This window comes from Sorangium sp. So ce117 (assembly GCF_051524395.1).
Classification (GTDB): domain Bacteria; phylum Myxococcota_A; class Polyangia; order Polyangiales; family Polyangiaceae; genus Sorangium; species Sorangium cellulosum_B.
In genome coordinates this window covers 11,145,078-11,167,259 of sequence record NZ_CP150309.1, presented here as the reverse complement: position 1 = coordinate 11,167,259, position 22,182 = coordinate 11,145,078, and the positions used below count along the sequence as shown (strand labels likewise).

At 73.4% G+C, this 22,182-nt stretch carries 11 protein-coding genes; 2 read left to right on the top strand and 9 right to left on the bottom strand.

The annotated features are described in order from the left end of the window. Positions 1–78 precede the first annotated feature (78 nt). The 3 genes from WMF46_RS41865 to WMF46_RS41855 all read right to left on the bottom strand — a co-directional run bounded on the left by WMF46_RS41865 (position 79) and on the right by WMF46_RS41855 (position 3,180). Positions 79–1,614 carry an Eco57I restriction-modification methylase domain-containing protein gene (locus WMF46_RS41865; RefSeq protein ID WP_437982351.1) on the bottom strand — a complete coding sequence of 512 codons (1,536 nt, stop codon included), beginning with the start codon at positions 1,612–1,614 and terminating at the stop codon, positions 79–81. Positions 1,615–1,716: 102 nt separating this feature from the next. Beyond that, entirely contained in the window at positions 1,717–2,700 is a 984-nt protein-coding gene (locus tag WMF46_RS41860) for a hypothetical protein (RefSeq protein WP_437982350.1), read from the bottom strand. Positions 2,701–2,754: 54 nt separating this feature from the next. Then, the gene (locus WMF46_RS41855) at positions 2,755–3,180 is read right to left on the bottom strand and encodes a MarR family winged helix-turn-helix transcriptional regulator (protein ID WP_437546235.1); all 426 of its coding nucleotides are present in this window, start codon (positions 3,178–3,180) and stop codon (positions 2,755–2,757) included. 448 nt (positions 3,181–3,628) lie between these two features. Here WMF46_RS41855 and WMF46_RS41850 point away from each other — a divergent pair, with 448 nt between their 5' ends. After that, positions 3,629–4,816: a formylglycine-generating enzyme family protein gene (locus WMF46_RS41850; protein WP_437982349.1), complete on the top strand. Its 1,188-nt coding sequence runs from the start codon at positions 3,629–3,631 to the stop codon at positions 4,814–4,816. 76 nt (positions 4,817–4,892) lie between these two features. Here WMF46_RS41850 and WMF46_RS41845 read toward each other — a convergent pair whose 3' ends face one another. Then, positions 4,893–7,196, bottom strand: a complete 2,304-nt coding sequence (locus WMF46_RS41845) for a sulfatase-like hydrolase/transferase (protein WP_437982348.1) — start codon at positions 7,194–7,196, stop codon at positions 4,893–4,895. Continuing rightward, on the bottom strand, positions 7,193–8,251 hold the full coding sequence (locus WMF46_RS41840) for a tyrosine recombinase XerC (protein WP_437987996.1): 1,059 nt from the start codon (positions 8,249–8,251) through the stop codon (positions 7,193–7,195). The genes WMF46_RS41845 and WMF46_RS41840 overlap by 4 nt, the downstream gene beginning before the upstream one ends. Before the next feature lie 515 nt (positions 8,252–8,766). Between WMF46_RS41840 and WMF46_RS41835 the strand changes: the two genes are divergently transcribed. Continuing rightward, entirely contained in the window at positions 8,767–10,290 is a 1,524-nt protein-coding gene (locus tag WMF46_RS41835) for an MFS transporter (RefSeq protein ID WP_437982347.1), read from the top strand. A gap of 75 nt (positions 10,291–10,365) precedes the next feature. Here WMF46_RS41835 and WMF46_RS41830 read toward each other — a convergent pair whose 3' ends face one another. The 4 genes from WMF46_RS41830 to WMF46_RS41815 all read right to left on the bottom strand — a co-directional run bounded on the left by WMF46_RS41830 (position 10,366) and on the right by WMF46_RS41815 (position 21,783). Then, positions 10,366–10,980 carry a hypothetical protein gene (locus WMF46_RS41830; protein WP_437982346.1) on the bottom strand — a complete coding sequence of 205 codons (615 nt, stop codon included), beginning with the start codon at positions 10,978–10,980 and terminating at the stop codon, positions 10,366–10,368. Continuing rightward, the gene (locus tag WMF46_RS41825; protein ID WP_437982345.1) at positions 10,980–14,285 is read right to left on the bottom strand and encodes a hypothetical protein; all 3,306 of its coding nucleotides are present in this window, start codon (positions 14,283–14,285) and stop codon (positions 10,980–10,982) included. The genes WMF46_RS41830 and WMF46_RS41825 overlap by 1 nt, the downstream gene beginning before the upstream one ends. Continuing rightward, positions 14,282–17,911, bottom strand: coding sequence for a protein kinase domain-containing protein (locus tag WMF46_RS41820; RefSeq protein WP_437982344.1), 3,630 nt, complete (start codon positions 17,909–17,911; stop codon positions 14,282–14,284). The genes WMF46_RS41825 and WMF46_RS41820 overlap by 4 nt, the downstream gene beginning before the upstream one ends. 338 nt (positions 17,912–18,249) lie before the next feature. Further along, on the bottom strand, positions 18,250–21,783 hold the full coding sequence (locus WMF46_RS41815; protein WP_437982343.1) for an AAA-like domain-containing protein: 3,534 nt from the start codon (positions 21,781–21,783) through the stop codon (positions 18,250–18,252). Between the last annotated feature and the right edge of the window lie 399 nt (positions 21,784–22,182).

Genomic DNA, 22,182 nt, shown 5'->3' with positions numbered 1-22,182 from the left:
GGTGGCGCAGGAGGTTACCGCGAAACGGGGCGGAGAGAGGGGGGGAGAACGGCGCGAGCGCTTTCGAGCTCCTCGCCATCACAGCACCTGCTCGACGATGTGGTCGAGCTCCTCCTGTGGAAGGCCGGGATCGGGCACGCGCCGCCCGAGCCGCTCGATCTGCTCGACGGTCGGGTACCTGAGGTTCCTCAGGTCGGTCGCGTTCACCTGGGTGTGCCCATTGAACTGCCGAACGTGTGTATCGACGAGCGTCGAGTTCAAGAAGGCCACGAGGCCGCGCGCCATCACCGCCGGCAGCCCCTTGCCGCTTCGGTGAAGCACGTTGAGGTGGTTCTCGAACCCGATCCTGTCTCCCGGAGCGCTCTCGGGCGTGAAGAGAGCGGCGACGACCCGCCGCCGCTCTTCCTTCGACGAGAAGCGCTTGACGAGCACGTAGTTCCCGCTGGGCATCCAGAGAGCGGCGGTCCTCGGGGCGTCCACGAGGGCGTTCGGCTTCTTGCCGTGTTTGGGCCAGCGAACGACGCCCGACGCGAGGTGCGTCGGGTAGATCAGCGGGCCGGTGCCCCTGCCGGGCTTCTGCCGCAAGAACTCGCGCGCTCGGAAGTCGACGACCTTTCCCGTCGAGACGCCCACATTCAAGTCCGTCAATCGGGAGGGCATGCGCGCGAACGTGGCAGCGACCCTCTCCCCGGCGTCGTCCGGCACCACGTGGACGAACAGCTCGGGATCTCCGGGCCGGACGACGTGCTCGAACGGCATGGAGCGGACGGACAGCGGCCCGCCCTCGGGACCGCGCGACGACGAGATGGTGACCGACTCGCACCGACCGCCTCTGACGGCATGAAGAATGACGTTCTCTTGAAGGACGTCGTCCTCCGCGAACGCCGCTTTGCGCGATTCGAAGACGTGCACCCTTCGCAGCGACATCTCTCGGAAGAACAGCTCCCGGAACGGTCGAAAGTAAGGACCATTGCAGAAGCTCCGGGGGGTGATCGCGACGAGCTCCCCGCCCGGCTCCAGAAGGAGGATCGCGAGACCAAGAAAGGCCGTGTACAGGTTGCTGGTCTCGAGGCCCACGCGCCGCAGCGCCGCCCTCGCCTCGGTGCCCGAGTTGAGCTTCTTGTAAGGTGGATTCAGGATCGCGTGCGTGAACGAGCGCGGCATGCCCGGGCGAGGCCGGCCGCCGTCGAGCTGCTCGACGGCCGACCGGATGAAGTCGGCCTCGATGATGCGGGCAGTGAAGTCGATCCTGGCGCCGGCGCACTCGTCACGACACGCGCGCGCCGTCCGACGCAGGTACGCCGCGAGCCGCGGGTCGATCTCGAAGCCAGTCGCGCGGATCGCGCTCGGGCGTTTTCGGCGGGCACATGCGCTGGCCGTGAACGCGGCGAGGAGGCTGCCCACGCCGGCGCCGGCGTCCAGCACGCGGATCTCCTCGCAGGGCCGCTCGAACAGCGACGCCATGAACGACGCCACCGGCGGCGGCGTGAGGAACTGACCCAGCTCGGACCGCGTGCGGGGATCGAGCGCCCGCGCGGCTTCGACGCGGTGGAGGTCGACGCGGTCGAGGAGCGGCGGCGCGGCGGCTGCCTCGAGTCTCGCTGCCCGGCTCATCGATGACGTCGTTACCGCAGCTGGGGCATCGAGCCAACCGTGCCTGGGCGGTGAACGCGCCGTGGGCGCCTTGCCAGCGAGGCGGCGCCCGCGGCGCGCCGCTCAGGCGGCCTCTTGCCGCGCTGCCATCGCGGCGAGCGGCGGGATCCCGAACCGCTCGCGCACCTCGCCGAGCGGCAGGTGGACGACGTCCCAGAAGTCCCAGCGATCGCTCAGGTCGACCTTGCAGGCCGCGCCGCGCGCCACCGCGCGCAGCACCCTGTGCGCGTCGAAGAGCCCGGTCTGCGGCGCGGCGACGGGCGTGATCTGGATCCCGAGGTGGAACTGCAGCATCACGAAGAGCAGGAAGGCGAACCCGTCGCGCCGGATGAACCCCGCCTGGAAGGAGCCGGCCTGGATCTCGCCCGCAGGATCGGTGTCGTACTCCGCGAGCACGTGGCCGAGATCGTGGAACACCATGCGCTCCGGGATGGCGTCCCGGCTCTCGCCGGGGAACAGGAAGCCGCGCTCGGTGCAGTGCTCCCAGAACACCCGGCCGAACGTGCCCTCGGGCAGGAGCCCGAGCTGCTTGTAGCGGAAGGCCCGCGAGCGATCCTCGGCGCCCGCGCGGAAGAAGGGCCCGAGGAGCCTGCGCACGCCGGCCAGGCCCTCTTTCCTCAGGACCTCGCCGGCGAACGCGCCGACGAGCCGGCGCCTCACGGCGGCCCTGGCGAGCCCCCTGTGACCGCGCGCCACGAGGCGGAGCACGCCCACGCCTTGCTCGCGCACGCCGAGCGCCCTCGCGAGCGCCTCGACCGCATCGACCTCGGCCGCCGTCACCTCGCCGTCCGCCATCGCGGTCACGATCGCGAGCTGCACAAGCCGCTTGCGCCGGTGCGGATCCGGGATCGCGCTGGCCACCGCCTCGGGCGCGACGCGCGGCAGCCCGTCGATGTCGGCGCGGGCGCCGTGCAGGGCCGCGAGCTCCTCCAGGACGGCGCGCTGCTTTGGGTCGAAGCGCGCGAGCGCGCCGTCGGCCAGGGCCACCTCCCGGAGCGCGCCGAGCGCCGCCGGGATCTCATGAGACAGAAACACGACGATATCCATGCTGACCTCCTCTTCGGACAAGGGGTTTCACGCACCACGTTCCGCGAACGTGGCTCACTCTCGCTGGAACGCGCTGATCGCTGACAGGATCGCCGCCGAGATCTCGGGCGGCAGCGACCTGGCCGTCTCCATGATCACCCGGACCCGCTCCGCGCTCGCCTGGTCGACGAAGCGGCGGCCGAGCGGCGTGAGCGCGAGCGTCTTCGCGCGGCGGTCCTCGGGATCCTCCTGCCGCGCCAGGAGCCCCCGCTGGACCAGGCCATCGACGAGCCGGCTCCCGGCCGAGGCCGAGAGCCCGAGCGACGTGGCGAGCGCGGTGACGCGCACCGGGCCGTCCTGATCGACGAGGTGCAGCGCGGCCACCTGCGCCACGCTGAAGTCCTCCTCGTGCAGCGCGCGCGCGAGCCCCGCGATGATGCGCGAGAACATCATCCGCGTGAACCGCTCGAGCGGCGAGCCCAGGACCTTTTGCTTACTCACAATATTATCTATTACGCATTAGTTGCTAACGCGCAAGTAATTGTCGGCGCGATCGCGCGATCACGGCGCAGATCCGTCCGCCGCGGAGGGCCGGCAAGCGCGCCGCGCGGCCGGCCACCGACCGGCGCGGGCGGTCAGCCACGCGGGCCGGCCGCTTCGTGGGGCGGTCGCGTCCAGGTCACGGTCGCGTCCGGGGGGCGGTTACCTGTGGGCGCCGGTCACTTCCGCGCGCCGGCCGCCGTGGTTGCTCGTCGCCAACAATCGCCATGAGCCCGTCGGCGGACGCTCGGCCGGCACCGGTGACGATAAGCCGGTACCGGTGCCGATAACCTGCTTTCCCTGAGCGTGGCTTGACGCCGTTTCTTGTCCCAGAAGACCCTACCATTCTCGCGCGGGCCCCACCGGAAGGGCCGCGATCGAGGCGCGGGGAACGGAGCGGAGGCAGGCGATGACGAAGAGCAAGAGTCGTGGTCGAGGCACGTCGATCTGGATCATCGCGGCGGTCGTCCTCGCCGGTGGTTGCGTGGAATTCCACGGGGTCGATCCCGAACAGGACGCCCCCGGCGAGGGCGGAGGCGGAGGCGGCGGGGCAGGCGGCGGTCAGCCTGACGGGGGCGAGACAGGCGAGGATGCGACGGGCGGCGGCGAGGATGCGACGGGCGGCGGCGGGGCCGGCGGGGATGCGACGGGCGGCGGCGGGGCCGGCGGCGCGGGCGCCGGCGAGCCGGCTGCTCCTCGGAGCTGCGGCTCACGAGAGCTGGGGACGGAGCTGCTGTGCGGACCCGAGGAGATCAGCTGCTGTGACAGCAAGCTGGTTCCGGGAGGCACGTTCGACCGGAACTTCGCTGGTGCGCGCGAAGCCGACGGCGCCTACCCCGCGACGGTGAGCGGCTTTCTCCTGGATACGTTCGAGGTGACGGTGGGGCGGTTTCGCGCGTTCGTCGACGCCGGAGGAGGCACGCGGGCGAGCGCACCCGAGGCCGGCGCAGGGGAGCACTCGAAGATCCAGGGGAGCGGCTGGTCTGCCGACTGGAAAGGCTGGCTCGAGGAGGATACGGCGGCGCTCAAGGCTGCCCTGCACTGCGACCCGCCGCGCTCGACCTGGACCGATGACGCCGGGCCGAACGAGGATCTGCCCATGAACTGCATCACGTGGCCCGAGGCCTTCGCGTTCTGCGCGTGGGACGGAGGGCGCCTCCCGACGGAGGCGGAGCTGAACTACGCCGCAGCCGGCGGGGACGAGCAGCGGGAATACCCGTGGGGCCAGGGGCTCGACCTGAGCCGCGCGAGCTACGGTTGCCTCGGGGATGCGGACGCCGCGCCGGCGTGCGCGCTGGACGACTTCTCCCCTGTCGGGTCGAAGCCGATGGGAGCAGGGCGATGGGGCCACCAGGATCTCGCCGGAGGCGTGAGCGAGTTCGTTCGGGACTCTTCGGACCCGCTCCAGGTCCCGTGCGTCGACTGTGCTCTTCTGGAGACGTCGTGGATGGGCAACTACGTGGTCGTCCGCGGCGGGAGCGCCCTCGACCCCGAGGCGTCTCTGTACACGACGAGCCGCGGCCTTTACCGTATCCCGGGTCGCTATGACGCCGGGATGGGGGTCCGGTGCGCGAGGAACCCGCCGTCCGCGGAGTGAGCGAGCTGCACCCGAGACATCACGAGACGTTCCGCGGGCCGGTGACCCCCGCGAGCCGGTGACTTCCGCGCGCCGGTCACTTGCGGGCGCCGGTCACGTGGACCTCGCGGAGGCGCGCCCGCGCCGCCGCGTAGTACGGCTCGATCTCCTTCGCCGCGGTCGTGCCCCAGAGGTTCTTCCGCTCCTCCGGGTCGCTCGCCAGGTCGTAGAGCTCGAACCGGGCGCCGCCCGAGATCGTCAGCTTCATGTCGCCCCGGAGGAACGACCGCCGCGCGTCGTTGTACGGCCCCGCCGGCATGTCGATCAGCACGTCGCGCGCCTGGGCCTGCTCGCCCGGGGCGAGGAACACGTCGGGCAAGAGCGACGCGCCCGACAGGAAGTCGCTCGCGGCCGCGCCCTCGGCAGGCCCGGGCACCCGCATCAGATCGAGCAGCGTCGGCGCGATATCGATCAGGCTGCGCCGCGCCGAGACCCGGGACGGCGCCGCGCCCGGCACGTGGACGACCAGCGGCACCCGCACGAGCTCCTCCCAGAGCTCGAAGCCGTGGCGGAACATCTTGTGCTCGCCGAACGCCTCGCCGTGATCGCTCGTCACGACGATCGCCGTGCGCCCGCCGAAGGGCGCCGCCGCGATCGCGTCGAGCAGCCGGCCGATGTGCCGGTCCGTGAAGGCCACCTCGCCGTCGTAGAGATCCCGCTGCGAGGCCGCGCCGAAGCCCGCAACGTCGTCGTGCCGGAGGTAGTCCGCGTGCGGGTCGAGGTAGTGGACCCACAGGAAGAAGCGCCCGCCCGTGTTGTCCGCCGACCCGATCAGCCGCAGCGCGGCGTCGGTCAGCGCGGCGCTCGTCGCCTTGTTGTCGACGTCCCAGGGCGCGCCCTCCGGCGGCGCCGCGGACATGTCCACCACGTCGAAGCCGCGATCGAGCCCGCCGAAGCTGCCGAAGTAGCGGTGCCCGTGCACGCTCATCGTGCGCACCCCGGCGCGCTTCAGGCGCTCGGCGACGAACGTGTCCTCCTCGCTGAACTTGTTGAAATGCCCCCAGTTCCTGTGGGTCTCGCTCCCGTACTTGCCGATGAGCATCGGGCCGACGCTCTTGCCCGTGTAGGACGCGAGCGAGTACGCGCGCTCGAACACCGTGGAGCGGGCCGCGAGGCCGTCGAGGTTGGGCGACACGGGCCGCGGGTTGCCCGCGTAGCCGAGGTCCCAGCGGAGCGTGTCGACGGTGACCAGGACGACGTTCAGGTCCGCCGGCAGGCGCGCCGCGGGAGAGTCGGCGCTCGGGGCCGCCTTGGGGGCGGGGGCGAGCGCGGCGAGCGCGGCGGCCGTCAGATCGCCGCCGGAGCAGTCGTCGTCGACGCCGTTGTCGAGGATCTCCTCGGCCAGCGGGTGGACGCGCGCGTCGCGGTCGTCGCAGTCCCCGCCGCCGAAGAGGGCGGCCGCTCGGTCGCCGTCGCGATCGGTGAGGCGGCGCAGGACCGCGAGGCTCTTGCCTCCGACGGGCGCGTCGCGCTCGATCGCCTGCGCCACCGCGGGCTCCGCGTTGAGCGCCGAGGCGGCGCGCGCGGTGAGCGCGAGCGGCAGGAGCGCGGCCAGGAGCGCGACCGGCGCGCGCGCCGTCCGGACGGCGACCGGCGCGAGGAAGGCGGCGAGCGCGACGACCAGGAGGAGCGCCGGGGCGCGCAGGTCGAGCTCGGGGCGCTTGAAGATGCCGTAGACGCCGAGGAAGCCGCCCTCGCCCGAGACGCCGCCCGTGGCGACCCCGAACGCGAACAGGGCCGCGGCGATCGCGAGCGCGACGCCGCCCGTGACCGCCGGATCGACGCAGGCGGGGCGGCCGTCGCTGGCCTTGGCGAGCGCGCGCCGGAGCGGCGGCGTGAGGGCGAGCACGGCGAGGCCCGCGATGAGGCCGAGGCCGAGCGCGCCCGCGGCGACGGCGGTGCCCACCAGGAGGGGCGCGGCCTCGAGGCCGAGCAGGGCGCGGGCGAGGTGGGCGCACAGGGTCATCCAGAGGAAGGCCGCGAGCACCGCGAGCGGCACGAACGCCGCGATGTCGGCGGGCCGGCCGATCGCCCGCACCCGCAGCGCGCCCACGAGCGTGGCTGGCGACGGCGGGCTCGACGGGTCGATCACGATCGCGGAGGCGCCCGCGAGCAGGCCGACGACGAGCGCGACGGGCGCGAACACCCCGGTGTCGGCGAGGTAGGTGGCGAGCTGGAAGGCGGCGTCGTCGCCGGCGCCCGCCGTGGCCCACCCGGCGTCGAGCGACGCGGCCACGACGCCGAAGACGCTGGCGCCGAGCGCGCTCCTGGCGAGCCGCCCCGCCCACGCGCGGGCCAGCGTCGGGACCGCGGGGCCCGGCGAGCTCGAGGCTCGCTTCACGCCGGGCCCCGCTTCCGCGCCATGGGGTGAGCGGCGTCGTAGACCTTGAGCAGGTGGTCGATCGAGACGTGCGTGTACCGCTGCGTCGTGGCGAGCGAGGCGTGCCCGAGCAGCTTCTGGATGGCCCGGAGGTCGGCGCCGCCGTCGAGCAGGTGGGTCGCGCAGGTGTGCCGGAGCGCGTGCGGGTGCAGGTCGGCCCGGCCGGCGCCGAGCGCGCCGTAGCGCTGCACAAGCGCCTGGACGCGGCGCACGCCGATGCGCGCGCCGCGGCGGGACAGGAAGAGGGCGCGGGGGTCGCGGGCGCCGGTCGTCGGATCGGCGAGCTCGTCGCGCCGCTCGAGGTAGCGCTCGATGGCGGCGAGGGCGTGGGAGCCGAGCGGGACGATCCGCTCCTTGTCGCCCTTGCCGACGACGCGCACCGCGGCCCTGTCGGCCGGGCGCCGGTCGACGTGGGTGAGGTCGAGCCCGCAGAGCTCGGAGACGCGCAGGCCCGCGCCGTAGAGGGTCTCCAGCATGGCGCGGTCGCGGAGCCCCTCGGCCGTCTCGGCGCCGGGGATCTCCATGACCTCGGCGGCGGCGTCGACGTCCAGGAAGGTGGGCAGCGGGCGCCGGACCTTGGGCAGGGCGAGCTGGGCCGCCGCGTTCTTGTCGACCTCGCCGCGCCGCTCCAGGTAACGGAGCAGGGCGCGGGCGGCGCCCACCTTGCGCGCGATCGAGGCGGGCGCGTGGGTGCGCGCGAGCGAGCCCAGCCAGCTGCGCAGGAGGAGCACGTCGAGGCCATCCACGGCCGTGGCCTCGTCCGGAGAGGGGGCCTCGCCGGTGGCCGGGGCCTTGCCGGGGGCCGGGGCCTTGCCGCGCGCTCGCGCAGGGCGGTGATCGGCGTTCGCGGCCGCCTTCTCGCGGGCGAAGCGCGCGAGCTGCTCGAGGTCGCGCCGGTACGCCGCCACGGTGTGGCGCGAGGCCCGCCGCTCGGCCGTAAGGTAGGTCAGGAAACGCGCGATCGCCTGCTCCAGCGTGGTCCCGCCGGATCGATCGCCGCTCCGCCGCGCGTGCATCACGGGGTTTGCCCTACCATCAGGACGCCGCCGCAGGCAAAGACTCGCCGGCGGCCGAGGTGCAGCGCCGCTCGGCCGGCGGCCGCTGCACGGCAGGGGAGGCGGGCGCGCTGGCCGGACGGGACCGCGGTCGCCACGTCCCGCGGCAGGCAGGTGGAGGTCGGGGCATCACGCCATGCCCTGACAAGAAACGCCCCTCACGGATCACGAGCGAACCACCCACCCGGTGGGCGACATGGCGCGAGCGCCGCTGGCTCCCGGTTCTGCTGTCCAGGATGATCCATGAGCTGCGCTGTCGACTGTCGAAGCGTGAATCGGACTGCAGAGCGCGGCGGTGAAGACCGGCTGTTTCGACGCGCGTGAGACCGACGCCTGCTCGCTCGCTGCGAAGGAGCTGCTCAATCGTAGTTGCCCCTGACGGACCGCGGCGGGACGCGCTTGTGATCCATGTGTGTACGCCGCTCTCGGTGTGGTACGAGGGCTTGCCCGGGGCCCGGGCGCACGAGGAGCATGAAATGACCAACGCCGCCGTGAGCGAGCCGGCCGTCGAGGCGCCGACGAAGCTTTCCTTTGCTCAGACCCTGAAAAGCCTGCCGCGCTCCTTCTGGATGGGCTGCATCATGGAAATGTGGGAACGGCTGGCTTACTACGGCGTGCGCGTCGTCATGCCCATTTACATCGCCCAGGCCGACGAGCCTGGAGGGCTCCACTTCAGCCAGCAGGACAAGGGCACCATTTACATGGTCTGGGCCCTCATCCAGTCGCTGCTCCCGATGATCAGCGGCGGTTACGCCGACCGGTACGGCTACAAGCGCACGATCTTCATCACGGTGTGGCTGAAGATCATCGGTTATCTGCTGATGGCGACGCAGCGGAGCTTCACCGGCTTTCTGCTCGGCGTGGTCGTCCTCGCGACGGGCACGGCCCTCTTCAAGCCCGGTATCCAGGGCACCCTGGCCCAGTCGATGGACAAGTCGAACTCATCGGTCGGCTGGGGCCTCTTCTACTGGCTCGTGAACGTGGGCGCGGCGATCGGCCCGCCGCTCGCCGGCTACCTCCACGGCAAGAGCTGGTCGTGGGTCTTCTATGGCTGCGCCGCCATCATCTCCCTGAACTTCCTGATGCTGTTCACGTACAAGGAGGTCGACTCCGGCGCTGACAAGACCTCCGGGGCGTGGAGGGTCTTCAAGGACACGATCAAGAACATCTGGGACGCGCGGCTCATCACCGTGATCCTGCTGCTCTCTGGGTTCTGGCTGATGATGTACCAGCTCTGGGACCTGATGCCGAACTTCTACACGGACTGGATCAGCAGCACCTCCTTCGTGCAGAACAACCCCTGGCTCCCGGCGTCGTGGCTCGAACTCAAGGATCCGCGCGGGGTCCAGCTCAAGCAGGAGAACGTGATCAACCTGAACTCGGTGAGCATCGTCCTGCTCCTCGTGCCCTTCTCGTACCTGGTGGCGAGGATGAAGGTGCTCTCGGCGATGACGCTGGGCATCCTCGTCGCCATCTTCGGCATCCTCGTCGCAGGGACAACGACGTCGCTCTACGTCCTCTTCGTGGGCATCCTGCTCTTCTCCCTCGGCGAGATGCTGACCGGCCCGAAGAAGAGCGAGTATTTCGCGCTCATCGCGCCGAAGGGAAAGAAGGCGCTTTATCTCGGTTACGTCAACATCCCGGCGGCGATCGGCCCCGCGATCGGCGCGCAGATGGCGGGGATCCTCTATGGGACCCGGGGCGAGAAGGCCACGCTGGCCCTGCGCTACCTCGCCGAGAAGACCGATCTCGCCAAGGGGAAGGCCTGGGACGGCGATGTGGCGTCGCTCTCGGAGCTCCTCGGGGTGTCGCGCCAGCAGGCCTTCAGGACGCTGCAGGAGACGCTGCACATCGACGCCGCCGAGGCGACGCGCCTGCTCTGGGACACCTACCGGCCTTACGAGATCTGGTATTCGTTCGCGGCGATCGGGGTCGCTTCGCTCGTGGGGATGCTGATCTTCTCCCGGCGCTCGAGGCGGTGGAAGGACCTCGACGTGTAGGGCGCGTGGCCGCGCCGGCGCGAGCGAGCTCGCTTCGGATCAGCCACTCCGCTGCTGGACTCGCAGCGCTCCGGCCTACTCGCACGCCTCGCCGAGGACGTACCCGTGCTTGCAGATGCAGCGGCACTCGACCTCGAACTCGGGCTCGTTGCACGCCGGCCGGACCTGCCGCACCTGCTTCGCCGTCCGGCCCTCCCTGTCCTTCACCTGCACCTCGATCTCGTAGTCGTGATCGAAGATGTCGCTGCCCGACCAGTTGTTCGGGCAGACTCCCACGTTCGCGAAGGTCGAGATGTCGGCGTCGACGCTCGCTCCCCAGCCTTCGCCGGTCGGTCTGAGGTTGACCGTCCTCGACTCGGACATCACGCGCCCGGACACGGGATCGCGGAGCGAGCCGGACAGCTGGACGCCGCAGGCGCTCAGGTTCGTCGCGCGGACGCCCAGGAAGAGCACCCGCCCGCCCTGCGGCGGCATGATGATGTCAATCCCGTCGCCGTCGCTCACCGGGTGCGCCGCGTCGCTCGAGTCGAGCGCGATGACCTCCATGCGGATGTCGGCGCCCTCCTCGCCCAGGTACCCGAGCTTGCAGGCGTGCTCGACCGGCGGGGGATCCCCGCCGTCGTCGGCGCACGCCGGCGCGGCGAGCAGCAGCGCAGCGAGCCCACGGCTCGCCGCAGCGGGCCAGGCCATCAGCGGTCCCGCCCCTCCGGCGCCGGAGGATCACCCCCGTCGTCCTCGGGCTCCTCCCGCGGGATGGGCGCGCGCGGGCGCCTCGTGGCGCCCAGGGAGCTGGAGCTGGTCGGCGCCATGGTGATCGGCGCCATCGCCCGCGAGTCGGGCGCCGGCCGCTGGGACAGCGCGTCGCCGCGCCACCTGCCGTCGATGTCCGCCTCGGCGCGCCCCGGCGCCTCGCTGGGCGCCGAGCTCCATTCATGAAGACCAGCCTGCGGGAAGGGCGTGCGCTCGGCCAGGTACGCCGCGAGCAGCCGATCGCGCTCGAGCTCTTCCGTGCTCGGCGGCGGGGGAGGATCGAGCGTCGGCAGCTCGTCGGTCCACGTCAGATCCGCGTCGTCCAGGCTCGCGCCGGACCCGGCGCTGGAGAACGCGCGCGGCGCGTTCCGCTCCGTCGGGACAGGCTCCGGCGCGTAGCTTGGGGCACCGCCCGGCGCATGGCTGGAGGCACGGGCCGGCGGCGGGCTGGGGGTACGGGGCGGCGCGTGGCCAGGGGCGCCGTCCGACGCGTGGCTGAAGGCACGGGCCGGCGTGGGGCTAGGGGTGCGGGGCGGCGCGTAGCCAGGGGCACGGTCCGACGCGTAGCTGGAAGGACGGGCCGGCGGATAGCCCGGGGCGCGGTCCGACGCGTGGCTGGAAGGACGGGGCGGCGGATAGCCAGGGGCGCGGTCCGACGCGTGGCTGGAAGGATGGGGCGACGGATAGCGAGGGGCAGGGGCGCGGTCCGACGCGTGGCTGGAAGGATGGGGCGATGGATAGCGAGGGGCAGGGGCTCGGTCCGACGCGTGGCTGGAAGGATGGGGTGATGGATAGCGAGGGGCAGGGGCGCGGTCCGACGCGTGGCTGGAAGGATGGGGCGATGGATAGCGAGGGGCAGGGGCGCGGTCCGACGCGTGGCTGGAAGGATGGGGTGATGGATAGCGAGGGGCAGGGGCGCGGTCCGACGCGTGGCTGGAAGGATGGGGCGGCGGATAGCCCGGGGCGCGGTCCGACGCGTGGCTGGAAGGACGGGGCGGGGTGTACGTGGGCGCGTGATCGAGCGCGCTGGCGGGCGGAGGCTCGGACGCGAAGGAAGGGCTCCGCGAGGTCGGCGGCGGCCCCGGCGGCGGCGGATCGATGGTCGGGAGCTCGTCGTCCCAGTCCCAATCCTCCGGATCAACTCGGGAATCCGACCGGCGCGACGACGCGCCGAGCCGGAGATCCCCCGACCTCCGCGACGCCGGGAACGCCGCCGGAGGGCCGATCGTCGGCAGCTGGCCCACGCCCGGGTCCCGCGCCGGCGCGTCGTCCCGGCGTTCGATCTGCCGCGACGGGCGCGTCGGCTCGGGCGCCGGCACGGAGTACCTCGTCGACGCGACCTGCCCGAAGGGCCTCGAATCCCGCGGCAAGCGCGGCGGAGGAGGGACGGCCATCGCCGCGCGCGCCGCCGCCGTCGAGGGGGGCGGCTGCGTCGAGATGAGGTTCTCGTCGCGACCCCGCTCGGCCGGCGCCGGGCGCTCGGCCGGCGCGGGCTGCCGGGGTTGCATGCTGGTCGGCGACGACCCGGCCTGCGCGGAGCCCGCGAGCGGCCTGCCGAGCCACGCGGCCTCCTTGCGCGCCTGCGCGGCGCGCGCGCCTTCCTCCGAGCGGACAGCGCGCGGCGCGAGCGTGTCGCCCGGCTCCGTCGGCGGGACCTCGTCGCCGAAGAGCACCGGCGCGGCGGCCGTCACGCGCGACTCCACCCCCGCGGCGCCCCTCCCGGAACGGAAGCCGAACGCGGCGCGGATCGCCCGCTCGTGGTGAGGCTCGACCTCGACGGGCCGGACGATGAAGCACGGCTCCGCGCCCGGCGCCCGCTGCGAGAGATCGACGTCGAACGGCGCGCCGAGGAGGTGGCCCTGCTCGTCGAACAGGACGCGCACCGGCGGCTGCGCGAAGTGCGCGGGCGACAGCGGCGTCGAGAGGACGACCCCGAGCTCGCCGGTGCTCAGCTGCACGAACGTCCCCGTCGGGATGATGCCGAGCGCGCCGACGAGCAGCTTGCCGATCGCCCGGTCGGTCGCGCTCTCGGCGCCCGCGATCATGCGCTGAAGCACGGCGTCGAGCGACGAGGCGCCGCCCGACGCGGTCTCGATCGTCGGGAACGGCGCCGTCCGGAGCTCCGTGAACTGGCGGGCGGCCGCCAGGATCCGCGCGAGCACCGTGGGGCTGCGCCGGCCGCCGTAGAGCGGGCCCTGCCGGCCGCCTTGCCGGAGCGCGAGCGCCTCGTAGGCGATGACCGTGCGTGTGATCGAGGGCGCGTGCAGCTTGCCGAGCGCCGTGAACATGACGGCCGCGCTCGCGGGCAGCCGCTCCTTCTCGTCGTCGCTCAGGCCGCGTTCGAGGAGAGAGCGCGCGACAGGCTCCTCGCCGTCGGCCGAGCCGGCGAGCACCCCCGTGAGCCGCAGCCGGCTCACGTCGTAGAGCAGCGCCGCGGTGACGAGGCTCCCGAGCATCCTCCTGTCGGTCGTGAGCTGCCGGGCGATGCCCAGCGCGACGATCGCCGTGGACACGCTGAGGCCCCCCTCGTCCGGGTCGGCGATCTTGCCCGCGGCGACCGAGAGCAGCAGGCGCGCGTCCTCCTCGGCCGCGGCGACGAGCTTCTGCGCGACGCGCTTCACCCGCTGCGGCAGGATCACCGGGGACGAGCGCAGGGCCGCGTAGAACGACCGCATCACGAGGATCGCCGCCGCGTAGGTGCGGCTGATCCGGCCGATGCGGGTGCCGTCGCCGTCGATGGCCCCGCCAGGGAACGGGTTCGTGAGCTTGCGGACGCGGACGCCCCGCAGGCTCGACTGGAGGAGCCGCGCGGCGATGCTGCGGTCGCGCTGGGCGTCGGCGAGGAGGCGGGCGAAGGCGGCGAGCTCGGCCCGACGGACCGTCTTGTCGAGCACGAGCTCGGAGACGTCGCAGGCCTCGAAGAAGCTGCCGAGCTCCAGGGCGACCTCGTACGTCTCGCGCGAGGCGCGGAGCATCTGGCCGTTGATGAAGAGGGTGTTGCCCGCGAACACGATCGTCGCGGCCTCGCTCCCCGACAGCTCGCAGAACTGGACGATGCTGTCGATCGCGGACGGGACGAGCGACAGCACCGCCTGGTTCGAGTCGCTGTGCAGGAGGCACGCCTTCGCGAGCCGGTAGATCATCTGCACAAGGCCGAGCGCCGCGCGGCGCCGCCCGTCGGCCTTCACGCCCGAGATCGCCGTGTCGCCGGTGCTCTCGTGGAGGTTGGCTTTCTCCTCGCTCACGGCTTCCTCCCGCCGCGGGGCGACGGAGACGGCCCCGGCTTCGTCGAGGGCACCGCGCTGCCGGGCGCAGGCTCGATGGCCGTGCGGGACGGCGCGCCGAACGGCAACGAGGCGGGGCCCTGCCGCGCGCTGTACGGCGCGGCGCTGGCGCTCGAGGGCGGGGCGGGGGACCTCGGCGGTGTGGCCGGGCGCGGCATCGACGGCGGCATCGGCGGCGGCGCGGCCGTCGGGGTGGACGACGACGTGGAGGAAGGCGGCGGCCCACGCCGGCTGAACGGCACGGAGGTGGGAGGCGCCGAGGCGGCGTTTGTCGAGGCGGGCACCGGCGAGACCAGCGGCGGCCTGTAGGCGGATCGGCCGGCGTCGCCGTTCGGGGCCATGGATCCGGGGCGCGGGGTGCTCCACGGCTCGAGCTGATCCGGCAGGCTGAGCGGCCCGCCCGGGCTCACGCGCCGGACCGGGACGGGCGAGTACGAGCGCTTCGCGCGGGAGGGCGGAGCGCTCGCGTCCGGGTGCGCCTGCGCCAGGGGACGATCGCTCGGGCGGGTCGGCGCGACGAGGCGCGCGGCGATCGCGACCGCGGCGCGCGCGGCGGCGTCGCGCACCGGCGGGGTGTTCCACCAGCGCGGCTTGGTCGCCTCCTTGACCGCGCGGAGCGCCTCGTAGCTCCGCGCCTGGCAGAGGAAGTGCGCGGCCAGCTCGCGGGTCTGCTCGATCGCCTCGGACGGGATGAGCTGGCGCTTCTCGAGCAGCTCGATCGCGAGCTTCTCGGCCCGCGCGGGGTTCAGCTGCGCGACGGTCTCGAGCCACTGCCGCCGCTCTGCCCCCGAGAGGTCGTGGAACGACGGCGCGACGATCCGCCGCACGAGCGTCGGGCCCGCGGCGAGGACGCCGAGCTTGCCGATGAGGCGCAGGGCCTCGCAGCGCACCAGCGGCGCGGGGTCGTCGAGGAGCTTCTGGAGCTCCTCCCGGACGCGGTCGGCGGCGGAGCCCGCGGAGCCGCCCTCGCCCGCGGCGGCGTCGGGGAGCTCGGCGAGCGCGTTGATGCGCACCTCGACGTGCGGGCTCGCGAAGCCGGCCTCCAGCGCGGCGAGGGCGCCGGGGGTCTTGAGCTGCGCGAGCAGCTGGAGGAGCGTCAGGGCGAGGGGGGCCGGGGCGCGAGAGAGCAGGTCCCCGAGCTCGGCCTCCCGGCCCGGCGCCCACCGCCGCATGTAGGCGAACAGGACCTCGCGCAGGCGCTCGGACTGCACAGCGCCGTGGCACTGGCATGCGGCGCTGAAGAGCGAGCCGTCCTCGAGCGCGTCGAGCGCGTGGGCCAGCCCCTCGACGATCGCCGGGTCGAGCGGCGCCACGCTCCGGCTCGCGCCGGACTGGGCCGCGCCCCGGCTCGCGCCGGCCTGCAACGTGTTCCGGCTTGCGCCGGCCTGCGCCGCGCTGCGCCCTGGGTCGGCCTGCGCCGTGCTCCGGCCTGCGTCGACCTGTGTCGCGCTCCGGCTTGCGCCGGCCTGCGCCGCGCTCCGGCCCACGCCGGCCTGCGCCGCCACGCCTGCGGCCGCCGCGCCGCCGAGGGCAGCGCCTGCGGCCGCCCCGCCGTGGCCCGCCGCGCCGGGGGCCGCCGCTCCCGTGGCCGCCGCGCCGGTGGCCGTCGGCTCCTCCGGGTGAGCCGTCGCGAGATCGTTGAGGATCGCCCGGAGCGCCTCGACCGGGAACATCGCCTGCGCGAGCGTCCGGTCGACGGCGCGCGGCGAGAGCTGCGGCACCGCGGCGCTTGATCTACTTGCCGCACCTGCCGCACTCGCCGCACCGGCCGCGCCGCGCTGCATGCCGTCGAGCCGCGTGAAGAACGCGCGCCGGAGCATCGTCTGCACCTCGAACGCGAGCTCGTAGCTGTGCAGGACGATCTGGTCGGCGGTCCACGCGGTGAGCGCCCCCGTCATGCGGTCCTCGTCGCCGTGCCGGACGGCGTCCACGTAGCCGTCGACGAACGCGTCCATGTAGCGCTCGTTCCACTGCTCCGACGGCAGCGCGATCTGGGCGCCGAGGGTGCTCCGGGTCAGCGGGTCGATGGCGAGCGCCGAGGCGGCCGCGCCCGTCTCCGCGAGCGCGGCCTCGACGTTCCGCTGGAGCGCCCTGCCCGCGAGCGAGCTCTCGTCCCACAGGCTCTCGATCTGCGCGAGGGCGCGCGCCCCCACCGCGACTTCCCGGCACTGCTCCTCGAAATCCTCCAGGTCCGCGTCGCCCTCGGCGAACTGGTCGATCGCCATGTACGCGATGTGCTCGAAGCGCCGGTCCCAGAGCGCGGTCACGGCGTCGTCGTCCTCGCCCATGCCGAAGCTCTGGTCGCGGAGCAGGATGGCCGCGAAATCGCGGAGCTCGGCCTCGGTGATGCCGGCCTTGATCTGGATCTTCCGGACGCCGTCGGCGAAGAGCTGGTAGGGGATGCGATCGAACGGGGGCCTGTCGGGCTGCCAGATCGGCTGGCCGCCCGAGGTGAACGCGCTCGGGGTGACCTCCCAGCGGACGCCGAGGGGGTTCTGCGAGAGCGTCCGCGTGATCTCGTCGAACGCGAAGTGGATGCCCTTGTTCACGTGGGGGTGGTTCCACCCGTACTGGCGGATGTTGCTGAGCACGAGCGCGAGCTGCCTCCAGACGCCGACGAGCCGCTGGCAGGTCTGCTCGACGATCGACGGCGGATCCTGGTCCTCGTCGATGGTGTCGTTGCCGCGGACGAGCACGCGCGGCGCCTTCTTCTCGCGCGAGGGCGTCAGCTGGCCGGCGGCGTGCGCGGCCGTCAGCCGGCGGAGCTCGCCGCGCATCGCGGCGGCGCTCTGGAAGCGGCCCCCGCGCTCGAAGGCGAGCGCCTTGTCGACGAACGCCACGATCTCGACCGGCAGGTCGTGGACCTCGGTCGCGATCGACGGCGCGGTCTGCGTCGCGGCGAGGAAATACGACTCCGACTCGCTCCGGCCGCGGTTGAGCCGCTTGCCCGACAGCAGGGTGAACAGGCTCGCGCCGACCGACCAGAGGTCGGACCGGCCGTCGATGCCGGACACGCCCATCGCCTGCTCGGGCGACATGAAGGCCGGCGTGCCGAACGTGAGCCCCGCGCGCGTGGCCTGCCGCTCGGGGTCGCGCATCCGGGCGATGCCGAAGTCGAGGACCTTCACGTGGCCGGCGCTCGTGACGAAGATATTCGCCGGCTTGATGTCGCGGTGGACGATGCCGAGCGAGTGGCACTTCTCGAGCAGATCGAGCACCACGTCGAAGACGGGCAGCACCTGGGCGAGGGGGAGGGTGCCGCCGGCGCTGCTCGCGAGCCGCTGGAGCGTGGTGCCGGAGAGCAGCTCCATGACGAGGAACGGCTCGCCGCGGTCGCTGAGGTCGTCCTCGACCACGGCGACGCGCGCCGGGTGATCGACCCGGTTCGCGATCTTGCCCTCGCGCAGGAAGCGGTCCCGCAGCTCGGCGTTGCGCGCGAACTCGATGTGGAGGACCTTGACCGCCGCCCGCGTCCCCCTGCGGTGGGTCGCCGCGAACACCGCGCCCATGCCGCCGACGCCGAGCAGATCGTCGAGCCGCCACTTGGCGTTCAGGGCTGTCCCGATCCGCGAAGCGGCGGTATCCACGAGGTTCGGCTCCTCGGCGTGCGGGTCGAGCGGGGCCATAGACCGGGCAGCGATCAGGGGCCGCGCAGTGCGCGGCAGAGGGCGAGCAAGCCTGGCCGAGCATACATGGTTCCCGCTGAAGCGCGAACCATGACAAGAACGTCCGCCCCTACGGAACAAAGGTGGGAGAAGCATCCTGTGGGGCTGCTGCCAGGCGCTTCGCAGCGCGCAGCGCGCGGTTCACGTGGGGTCACGTGGGGTCACGTTGGTTCACGTTTCCGCGTGCAGTCGATAGAGACGATCACGGCCCGTCGCGGAGCGCGCCGACACGCTCGGACACTCACCGACGATTCCCTGCTTCAGCGCACGTCCAGCCGCGGCGCCGCGCCGGCGTCCTGCTCGGGGGCGCCTGGCCACTCGGGGCACGTGGCGCGGTAGTCGATGCCGGGCATGAGCTGCGCCCATTCCTCGCGCGTGAAGTTGCGCCCGGCGTAGGCGCACGCGCGCGCCATCAGCGACTCGGACGCGATCGAGAAGACGCGCGCCGCGCCGTCGTTCGCGGCGGTCACGACGCGGGTGGCGTCGGGGCTGAACACGGCGTCCGTCAGCGTGACGCCCTCGGCGCGGAGGGTGATCGCCTCGCCCTGCCCGTCGACGGGGAGCACCCGCGCGATGCCGTCGCTCGACACCGCGACGAGGCGCGCGCTGTCGCTGCTGAACGCGACGGTCCGGACCGCCGCGCCGAGGCCGTTCAGGAGGACGGGCTGGCCCTGGCCGTCGACGCGGAGCAGCCGCACGCCGCCGTCGAGCGCGGCGATCGCGACATGGCTCCCATCCGGGCTCACCGCGATGGCGGCGATCGCCCGGTCCTCGTACCCCGACGGGAGGACGCGCGGGACGCCGCGGCCGTCCGCGGGCCAGACCTTCACGTTGGGCCCCGACGTCGCCACGATGTGCTGGCCATCGGGGCTGAACGCCGCCCGGAGCAGCCCCGCGCGCTCGTCGCGCAGCACGACGGGCTCTCCCGGGACGCCGTCCTCGAACACGCGCAGGATGCCGTTCCACGAGGTCGTGACGATCCGGGTGCCCTCCGGGCTGAAGGCGACGCCCACCACCCGGTCGTCGTGGACCCCGAGCACGATCGGCTCGCCCCGCCCATCGGCGCGCCAGATCCGCGCCGTCTTGTCGGCCGAGCCGGTGACGAGGCGGCTCCCGTCGGGGCTGAAGTCGACGCTGAGCAGGTGCTCCGCGTGCCCGCGGAGGACGACGGGCTCGCCCGAGCCGTCGGCCCGGAAGACGCGCGCGGTCTTGTCGGTCCCGGCGGTGGCGATCCTGCTGCCGTCGTGGCTGACGGCGATGCCGGTCAGCGGCCCCTCATGGCCGCGCAGGAGCAGCGGCTCGCCCGGCCCGCCGAGCCGCCATACCCGCGCGGTCCCGTCCTCCGACGCGGTGACGACGCTCGCGCCGTCGCGGCTGAAGGCGGCGCTGTTCACGACCCCCTCGTGGCCCTCGAGGACCACCGGCGCGCCCTTGCCGTCCGCGCGGAAGACGCGCGCGGTCCCATCCGCGGAGGCCGTGACGACCGCGCCGCCGTCGGCGCTGAACGCGGCGCTGCGCACCGCGCCCTCGTGCCCGCGGAGGACGACGGGCTCACGCCGGTCCGCGCCGGGGATGCGCGCCGTTCCGTCGCCCGTCGCGAGGACGATGCGGTCGTCCACCGGGCTCGTGTCCGCGCTCTCGACGCCCGGCCCGTGCCCCTTCAGCGCCGCGGGGGCGCCGTGCCCGTCGGCGCGGACGACGTGGACCGTCCCGCTGATGGCCGTGGCGAGGATCCGGGCCCCGTCGTGGCTGAACACCGCGCGCCGGATGAGCCGCTCGCCCAGGGGCACGACGAGCGGCGGCTCGCCCTCCATGCCCAGGCGCCACACGTAGATCGCGCCGCCCGTCGTCCCCGCGACCACGCGGCTGCCATCCGGGCTGAACGCCACGCTGGTCGGCGCGGCGTCCCTCGTGCTGAGCGCGCGAACCTCGTGGCCGTCGGGGCGCCACAGGCGCACCGCGCCGTCGGTCGACGCCGTCGCCAGGAGGCTCCCGTCGTGGTTGAAGGCGACGGCGACGACGCCGCCGGGGGTGGCGGCGCGCAGCACGAGCGGCTCGTCGCGCCCGCCGAGGCGGAAGATCCTCGCGGCCCCGTCGGCCGAGGCGGTGGCGACGAGGCGGCCGTCGGGGCTGAAGGCCGCGTGGTGGACCGCGCCGCCGTGCCCGACGAGCACCTCCTGGTCGACGGCGGGGCCCCAGACCGCGTCGCCGAGCGCCTGCACCACGGCGGGGCCCGCGGGGCGGCCGCTCGCCCTGGCGGCGAGGGCCGCCTCCACGGCGAGCAGGCGCGCGCGGGGCAAGAGGCCCTCGGCGCGCTCCTTCGCCGACTGGGCCGCGAGCCGCCGGGCGTCGTTCTCGCGCGACTCCTGCTGCGCGCGGACCAGCGCCCGCTCCTCCTTCCCCATCTGCCAGAGCAGCACGAGGGTCAGGCCGCCGAGCAGCGTGACGGCGACGGCGAGCACGCTGATGAGCCGCCGCGTCGACCGCCTCTGGCCCTCCGCCCGCGCGCAGGCGGAGAGGAACGCCCTCTCCTCCGCCGAGAGGTCCGCCCGCCCATCGCACCACGACGTGAGCTCCGCGAGCGCCGCGCCGCCCACGAGGTAGTCGTCTCGCCGCCCGTGCGACAGCCAGCGCGCGAGCGGCTCCCGGGTGGCTCGGTCCGCCTCCCGCGACAGGACCCACGCCCGGTCGAAGACCTCGCGGACGACGCGATTGCGCACGTCGAGGTACGGCGCGCCCGAGGCCGCCGTCCGCTCCACGGAGAGCCCCGAGAGCAGCAGCGTCCGCTGGACCGGGTCGCCGGCGTCGACGCCCACCCGGTGGCCGTCGAGCAGCTGCTTGTAGAGCTGGAGGAGCGCCGGCGCCCGCCCGCAGCGGGGCCCCTGCGCCTCCAGGCACCGCTCCGCGTGGCGCAGGTTCGGGTCCTCGGTCCGGCCCTGGTCCAGGAACCGCCGCGCCACGGCCTCGTCGACGTCGAGATCGCGCCGCTCTCCGGCGAGATCGGCGCAGAGCCGCTGCGTCATGTAGGGGTGCCCCGAGGTCCACGCGAAGACCGCGTCGAGCAGCGCGTCGGGGTCGGCCGCGAGCCCCTCCAGGCCCGCGCGGAAGCCGCGCGCCTCGGCGCGGGTGAAGTCGTCGAGCCGGATCGGGCGGCCGATGTTGAACGGCGCGCGCGCCGGATCCGGGACGAGCTCCGAGGGCGCCGCCGCCCCGAGCAGGCAGAACGTCAGCCGGGCGTTGGCGGGGCGCTCCGCGCGCCGGTTCACGAAGGCCCGGAGGATGGCGAAGAAATCGTCCCGCGAGAACGGGAGGGCCAGCGTGGCGTCGACCTCGTCGATGAACAGGACGATCGCGGAGGAGATCTCCACGAGCACGACGTCCTCGAGCCAGCGCAACCAGCAGTGCACAGGCCCGAGGTGCCAGTGGGCGTCCCAGAACTCGTCCGGCGGCTCCAGCCCGAGCTGCTCGGCGATCTCCGACGCGATCCCGAGGTACCAGCTCACCGGCGAGGTGGTGTCGGTGCCGAGCGCCCCGAGATCGACGCTCGCGCACTCCACCTGCTCGGCGCGGAGCCGCGTCGAGACCTGGAGTCGCAGGCTGGACTTCCCGGTGTGCCGGGTCGAGAGCACATAGCAGAGCTCTCCGCGCAGGAGCGCCTCGAAGAGCTCCCTGTCGGCGGGGCGCTCGATATAGATCACGCCCTCGCCCACGGTCCCGCCCGCCTGGAACCGGCGCCTGTGATCTCCGGCACTGGCCTTCGCCTGAACGAGGTCGGGAGGCGCCGAGAAGGTCACGAATCTGACGGTGCCATGCGACGCCAGGACCGTCAACGGAGCGACAGCCCGTGTCGCTGGCGTCCGCGGCGAAACAACAGGGCTCGCGACGGCGCGGTGAATGTCACGCGAATGTCGCGTCGACCGGATGGGCTGGCGCTCACACGATCGCGATTCGCCGGCGAAGGCGCTGGCGACGCGCGCCCCGGCCCCGGCTGTGCGTCTGCGCGTCTGCGTTGCGCGCGGCGCGATTGCGTGTGCGTCGGTGGTGTCGCGCCGCGAAAACCCGCTTTTTACGTCCAGAAATCGTGGACCGGGCCACCGCTGCTGGTGTAGCGTTCGCGCCGTGCGAGGGGCGTTGAGGGCGGGGCAGAATCGCGTCGTGGCCGCGCCGGCCGCCGTGCCGCTGCTCGTCTGTGC

Bases quoted from the DNA above. Each gene is read 5' to 3' on its own strand.
- WMF46_RS41865 (WP_437982351.1), bottom strand. From the start codon at position 1,614: ATGAGCCGGGCAGCGAGACTCGAGGCAGCCGCCGCGCCGCCGCTCCTC.
- WMF46_RS41860 (WP_437982350.1), bottom strand. From the start codon at position 2,700: ATGGATATCGTCGTGTTTCTGTCTCATGAGATCCCGGCGGCGCTCGGC.
- WMF46_RS41850 (WP_437982349.1), top strand. From the start codon at position 3,629: ATGACGAAGAGCAAGAGTCGTGGTCGAGGCACGTCGATCTGGATCATC.
- WMF46_RS41840 (WP_437987996.1), bottom strand. From the start codon at position 8,251: ATGCACGCGCGGCGGAGCGGCGATCGATCCGGCGGGACCACGCTGGAG.
- WMF46_RS41835 (WP_437982347.1), top strand. From the start codon at position 8,767: ATGACCAACGCCGCCGTGAGCGAGCCGGCCGTCGAGGCGCCGACGAAG.
- WMF46_RS41830 (WP_437982346.1), bottom strand. From the start codon at position 10,980: ATGGCCTGGCCCGCTGCGGCGAGCCGTGGGCTCGCTGCGCTGCTGCTC.